The organism is Rhodopila globiformis (genome assembly GCF_002937115.1).
In the GTDB taxonomy this organism is placed as follows: Bacteria; Pseudomonadota; Alphaproteobacteria; order Acetobacterales; family Acetobacteraceae; genus Rhodopila; species Rhodopila globiformis.
Map to the genome: position 1 here is coordinate 1 of NZ_NHRY01000230.1, position 6,452 is coordinate 6,452.

Annotated in this window: 5 protein-coding genes; all 5 read left to right on the forward strand. The window is 67.9% G+C overall.

Features of this window, described 5'->3' with window-relative positions; translation table 11 throughout:
* A partial coding sequence (locus CCS01_RS22350) for a chemotaxis protein CheA (protein WP_104520979.1) occupies positions 1-1,646 on the forward strand: 1,646 nt, incomplete at its 5' end.
* 18 nt (positions 1,647-1,664) lie between these two features.
* Positions 1,665-2,171: a chemotaxis protein CheW gene (locus CCS01_RS22355; protein WP_104520980.1), complete on the forward strand. Its 507-nt coding sequence runs from the start codon at positions 1,665-1,667 to the stop codon at positions 2,169-2,171.
* 88 nt (positions 2,172-2,259) lie between these two features.
* Positions 2,260-4,500 (forward strand): methyl-accepting chemotaxis protein, encoded by a 2,241-nt coding sequence (locus tag CCS01_RS35780; protein WP_146101901.1) that lies wholly within the window; start codon positions 2,260-2,262, stop codon positions 4,498-4,500.
* Between the two features lie 340 nt (positions 4,501-4,840).
* On the forward strand, positions 4,841-5,692 hold the full coding sequence (locus CCS01_RS22365; RefSeq protein WP_104520983.1) for a CheR family methyltransferase: 852 nt from the start codon (positions 4,841-4,843) through the stop codon (positions 5,690-5,692).
* A complete protein-coding gene (locus tag CCS01_RS22370) occupies positions 5,689-6,255 on the forward strand; it encodes a chemoreceptor glutamine deamidase CheD (RefSeq protein ID WP_104520982.1) in 567 nt (188 codons plus the stop codon). The genes CCS01_RS22365 and CCS01_RS22370 overlap by 4 nt, the downstream gene beginning before the upstream one ends.
* The last annotated feature ends 197 nt before the right edge of the window (positions 6,256-6,452 follow it).

Sequence of the window (6,452 nt, forward strand, 5' to 3'; positions counted from 1 at the left end):
CCCCCACGGAAACCCCCAGGGAAACGCCCAGCGAAACCCCCGGCGGGGACGCGCCGCTGCAGCGCTGGCACATCCGCTTCGCCCCGCGGGCCAGCCTGTACGCCAGCGCCAACGAGCCGCTGCTGATCGTCCGCGACCTGGCCCGCCTCGGCACGCTAACCGTCCGGGCGGACGCCGCGCGCCTGCCGGACCTGGCATCGTTCGACCCGACCGAGGCTTACCTCGCCTGGGACCTGGCGCTCGAAGCCGCCGTAACCCGGAAGCGCATCGCCGACGCCTTCGAGTTCGTTGCCGACGACTGCGACCTTCTGATCGAAGCCGCCGCGCCATCCGGCCCCGCGCCGGCCGAGCCGCCTGCGGACGCCGCCGCGCACGCCGTGAAACCCGACACCGTGAAACCCGACACCGTGAAACCCGACACCGGCCGCAACGCGCACTCGATCCGCATCGACGTCGACAAGATCGACCGCCTGGTCAACCTGATCGGTGAGCTGGTCATCAACCAGGCCATGCTGGTGCAAGTCGGCGGCGCCCTGCCGCCCGACCTCTGCCCCGGGCTGACGACCGGGCTGGAAAGCCTGTCCCAGCACCTGCGGGAATTGCAGGAAAGCGTGATGGCGATCCGCGCCCAGCCGGTGCGGTCGGTGTTCGCCCGCATGCCCCGGCTGATCCGCGAGGTGTGCGGCCAGCTCGGCAAGAGCGCCCGGCTGGTGATCAGCGGCGAGGGCACCGAAATCGACAAGACGGTCATCGAGCAGCTGACCGACCCGCTGACCCACCTGCTGCGCAACGCGCTGGACCATGGCATCGAACCGCCCGACCAGCGCGCCGCGCGCGGCAAGCCGCGGCAGGGCACCATCCAGCTCTCGGCCGAGCACCGCAGCGGCCGCATCGTCATCGAGGTCGCCGACGACGGCGGCGGCATCGACCGCGACCGCGTCCTGGCCAAGGCGCGGCAGCGCGGCCTGGTGGCCGCCGATACGACGCCGACGCCCGAGGAAATCGACGGCCTGATCTTCATGCCCGGCTTTTCCACCGCCGAGGCGGTGTCGGACATCTCCGGCCGCGGCGTCGGCATGGACGTCGTTCGCCGCAACATCCACGCCCTGGGCGGCCGCATCAGCGTCACCTCGGCCGCCGGCGTGGGATCGCGCTTCACCCTGTCGCTGCCGCTGACGCTGGCGATCCTGGACGGGATGGCCGTCGCCGTCGGCGGGGAAACCTTCATCATCCCGCTGACCAACATCATGGAAAGCCTGCGGCCGCGGCGCGAGGACCTGCACCCCGTCGTCGGCCGCGGACACGTCCTGGCGATCCGCGGCGAATACCTGCCGCTGCTGTACCTGCACCGCGTCTTCGGCATCGCCAACGCCGAGCAGGACGCTTGCAAGGGCATCGTCGTCATCGTCGAAAGCGAGCGGTCAAGCCGGTTCGGCATCGTCGTTGACGAGCTGCTCGGCCAGCAGCAGATCGTAGTCAAGAGCCTGGAGGCCAACTACGGCCCGGTCGACGGTACCGGCGGCGCAACGATCCTGGGCAATGGCCGGGTCGCGCTGATCCTGGATGCGGCGCGGTTGCACGAGATGGCCGGCGCGGCCACGGCGAATCCTATTCATCCCCAACCAGAGCACCCTCAGGCAGCATGACCGGCGGAGACCCCTCGCATGAACTCCATTAACACGGCAGCCACCACGGTCAGCGCGGCGCCGCCACCGTCCGTCGTCGAAACGGCCCGGCAGTTCATCACCTTCACCCTCGGCGCCGAGGAATACGGCGTGGACATCATGATGGTGCGGGAGATCAAGGGCTGGACGGAAACCACCGCCCTGCCCAAGGCGCCGCCCTACGTGCGCGGCGTGATCAACCTGCGCGGCATCATCGTGCCGATCCTGGACCTGCGGGCCCGCTTCGGCATTGGCGTCACCGAGCCGACGCCGATGCACGTCGTGATCATCGTCAACACCGACATCCGCACCAGCGGCCTGCTGGTCGATGCGGTGTCGGATATCGTTTCGGTCGAGCCGGGCGCCGTCCGGCCGGTGCCGGAGCTGGGCCTGCCCATCGGCGACCAGTACCTGGAGGGCCTCGTCGCGCTGGATGACCGGATGGTCACGCTGGTGTCGCTCGATCGGCTGCTGGCAATCGACGGGGTCACCGGACAAACCAACTGATGCTGAAACAACGGCGCGGCCGGAACGCGGGGGCCGTGCGGACCGGATTTTCGCCCCACGCCTGTTCTTGAAAGCAATGGAGTTCCGCATGTTGGCTACGAAACCTTCCGAATCCCACCTGTCCCTGGCCTGGATCCGCCGCGGCCGCGACCGCCGCGCCGAAGGCCAGGAGGTGGAAGGAATAGTCGCGGCACTGCGCCGTGTGCGCGTTCTGCTCGGACTGTCGCCAACCGGCGAAATCCTGTCCGCGAACGAGAATTTCCTGCGGGCAACAGGCTATTCATTCGACGAGATCCGTGGCCAGCACCATTCGATGCTCGTCGACCCGGCGTACCGGCAGTCGCCGGAATACCGGCTGTTCTGGGACAGGCTCGGCCGCGGCGAGACCGAGCTGGGCCAGTTCAAGTATATCGGCAAAGGCGGGCGCGAGGTCTGGCTTGACGCCAGCTACAACCCGATCCTCGACGCCGACGGCAAGCTGGTCAAGATCGTCGAATTCGCCGTCGACGTCACCGAACGGAAAGTGGCCGATTCCGATCTTCAGGGCCAGATCGCGGCCATCGGCAAGGCGCAGGCGGTGATCGCGTTCTCGATGGACGGCAGGATCCTGGATGCCAACGAGAATTTCCTGAAGACGCTGGGCTACACGATCGAGGAAATCCGCGGCCAGCATCACTCGATCTTCGTCGAGCCGTCGTTCCGGCAGTCAACCGAGTACCGGCTGTTCTGGGACAAGCTCGGCCGCGGCGCGTATGACGCCGGCCAGTACAAGCGCATCGGCAAAGGTGGCAAGGAGGTCTGGCTCCAGGCCAGCTACAACCCGATCATGGATCTGAACGGCAAGCCGTTCAAGGTGGTGAAATACGCCACCGACGTCACCGAACAGAAGCTCGCCAACGCCGACTACCAGGGCCAGATCGCGGCCATCGGCAAGGCGCAGGGGGTGATCGCGTTCTCGATGGACGGAAGGATCCTGGATGCCAACGAGAATTTCCTGAAGACACTGGGCTACACGATCGAGGAAATCCGCGGCCAGCATCATTCGATCTTCGTCGATCCGGTGTACCGGCAGTCGCCGGAATACCGCATGTTCTGGGACAAGCTCGGCCGCGGCGAGTATGACGCCGCCCAGTACAAGCGCATCGGCAAGGGCGGCAAGGAAGTCTGGATCCAGGCCAGCTACAACCCGATCATGGATCTCAACGGCAAGCCGTTCAAGGTGGTGAAATACGCCACCGACGTGACCGCCCAGGTTCTGGCGGCGGAGGCGCTGAAGGCAGCCGTGGCGGAAACCCAGGACGTGGTCGCCGCGGCCCGCGCCAACAACCTGACCCAGCGTGTGCCCCTGGCGGGCAAGACCGGCGAGATCGAGGCGCTGTGCGCCGGCGTCAACGGGTTGCTCGACACCATGGCCTCGGTCATCGGTTCGGTGGCGGCGTCCTCGGTGGCGATCGCCACGGCGGCGAAGGAAATCGCCACCGGCAACACCGACCTGTCGCAGCGCACGGAAGAACAGGCCTCCAGCCTGCAGGAAACCGCTGCCAGCCTGGAGGAACTGACGGCGACGGTGAAGCAGAACGCGGACAACGCGCAGCAGGCGAACAAGCTGGCCAACACCGCCTCGGAAGTCGCGGTGAAGGGCGGGGAAGTCGTCACCGGCGTGGTGCAGACCATGGCCGGCATCAGCGACGCCAGCCGCAAGATCTCGGAAATCATCGGCGTCATCGACGAGATCGCCTTCCAGACCAACATCCTGGCGCTGAACGCGGCGGTGGAAGCGGCGCGGGCGGGCGAGCAGGGCCGCGGCTTCGCCGTCGTCGCCGCCGAGGTCCGCAGCCTGGCGCAGCGCAGCGCCAACGCCGCCAAGGAGATCAAGGCGCTGATCTCGGACTCCGCCAGCAAGGTCGAGGCCGGGTCGCGGCTGGTGGGCAGCGCCGGGCAGACGATGGAGGAGATCCTCGGCTCGGTGCGCCGGGTCACCGACATCATGGCGGAGATTTCCGCCGCCTCCCGCGAGCAGAGCCAGGGCATCGAACAGGTCAACACCGCCATCATCCAGATGGACAAGATCACGCAGCAGAACGCCGCGCTGGTCGAGGAAGCGGCGGCCGCGGCCAAGTCGATGGAAGACCAGACCGACGGGCTGACCGAGATCGTGTCGGTGTTCCGTCTCGGCAAGGAAGCCGCCGCGCCCCAGGCGCAGCCGGCCGCGCGTGCCGCCGCCAAGCCCGCGCCGGCGCGCCCCCCGCGCGAACCGGCGCCGGCCGCGGCCCGGCCGCGCAAGCTGGCCACCGCCGGTGCGGGCGATGACGACTGGAAGGAGTTCTGAGCCAGGCCGCGTCCATGTCCGGCAACCTGATGCCAACCGCGCGGATGTCTGACCGGCCGGCATGGACAGCCCCTCCCGTCATGGCCGGCGCGGGCCGCATGGGCGCTGAACGACAGCAGAGCGCAGGTAGATTGGGACGCGCGGCCGTTGCCCCATCGTCATGGCGGGCGCAGGCTCGCCATCCACGCCTTCTGCCTGCACCAACACCGCAAGGCGTGGATGGCGGCCCTTCGGCCGCCATGACGGCAAAGGCGCGCCGCAGATCCGTCCCAAACGACCAGCGGTCTGCGGCAGCGCCTGGGGAGGCCGGCCGTTGCTTCCCGTCGTGGTGCAAATGGCCATGACCCAGGCACCACTGCCGCCGGCCAACCTGCAGTTCGACCTGGCGCGGGAGGAGTTCGTGCAGATCGCCGCCATGCTGCGTCAGGAGACCGGCATCAGCCTGGCGAATTCCAAGATGGACCTGGTCCAGGGGCGCCTGGCGCGCCGGCTGCGGGCGCTGGGCCTGGGCAACTTCGCCCAGTACCTCGAGATCGTCACCGATCCCGAGGCGGCCGACGAACGCCGCCAGATGGTCAACGCCCTGACCACCAACCTGACCGGCTTCTTCCGCGAAGCGCACCATTTCGATTATCTGGGCGACACGATCCTGCCGGAGATCGCCCGCACCCGCCCGGCCGGCTCGTCCCGCCTGCGGATCTGGTCCGCCGGCTGTTCCTCGGGCGAGGAACCCTATTCCATCGCCATGACCGTGTGCGCGAAGCTGCCCGATTGGCAGTGCTGGGATGCCAGGGTCCTGGCCACCGACATCGACACCAACATGGTCGCCACCGGGCGGGCCGGCCAGTATGAGGCATCCCGCGCCGGGACGGTGCCGGAGTCCTACCGCAAGCGCTTCCTGCTGCGGCTCGACAGCGGCACCGTGCAGGTCGCCGAGGTACTGCGCGACCTGGTGGCGTTCCGGCAGCTCAACCTGCTGGGGGCCTGGCCGATGCGGGGACGGTTCAACGTGATCTTCTGCCGCAACGTCGTCATCTACTTCGACAAGCCCACGCAGCGGACCCTGTTCGACCGCTTCGCCGACATCCTGGCCCCCGGCGGCTGGCTGATCGTCGGCCACTCCGAGACGCTGTTCCGCCTGTCCGACCGGTTCGAGGCCCTCGGCCGCACGATCTACCGGAAGACCGCATGACGGGCCTGCACCGCCATGTGCCCGTCAACGTGCCGCCGGGCGAGCATTACGTCACGACGCGGGACGACGTCGTCATCACCACCGTGCTGGGCTCCTGCGTCGCCGCCTGCATCCGCGACCCGGTCGCCAGGATCGGCGGCCTGAACCACTTCATGCTGCCGTCCAGCGAAACCGGCGTGTGGGGCGGAACGACCGGCAGCCTGCGCTACGGCAATTTCGCCATGGAGCGGCTGGTCAACGAGATCCTCAAGCGCGGCGGGCGGCGCAGCCGGCTGGAGATCAAGGTGTTCGGCGGCGGCGACGTGCTGGGCGGCTCGGCCCCCATCGGCCACCTGAATGCCGATTTCGTCGAGTGGTACCTGCGCGCCGAGGGCATGCCGATCGCCGCGTCGGCCATGCGTGGCTTTTCCGCGCGGCGGGTGCGATATTTCCCGACCACCGGCAAGGCGCTGGTCAGGGAACTGGCCATGCGGGACGTGAGGATGCCGCTGGCCGAGGAGGCCGCCTATCGCAGCGCCATCGACCATGCGCCGGTCGAAGCCGACATCGAACTGTTCAATTAGCCATGCAAGCCCCCGGCCGCACTAACGTAACCGGGAGTTCCCCCGGCTCTGCCGGGGAGGCAGCAGCAGTTTGACATTTGCGGGGGTAGGCCCCGGTTCGCCCATCAATGAAACTCTGGAGCGTGAGCCGCCAAAGCACACGCTGATGGAGTTCCATCAATGGACGAATTCGAGAGCCTAAATCACACCAAATGGGA

Bases quoted from the DNA above. Each gene is read 5' to 3' on its own strand.
- CCS01_RS22355 (WP_104520980.1), top strand. From the start codon at position 1,665: ATGAACTCCATTAACACGGCAGCCACCACGGTCAGCGCGGCGCCGCCA.
- CCS01_RS22365 (WP_104520983.1), top strand. From the start codon at position 4,841: ATGACCCAGGCACCACTGCCGCCGGCCAACCTGCAGTTCGACCTGGCG.
- CCS01_RS22370 (WP_104520982.1), top strand. From the start codon at position 5,689: ATGACGGGCCTGCACCGCCATGTGCCCGTCAACGTGCCGCCGGGCGAG.
- CCS01_RS35780 (WP_146101901.1), top strand. From the start codon at position 2,260: ATGTTGGCTACGAAACCTTCCGAATCCCACCTGTCCCTGGCCTGGATC.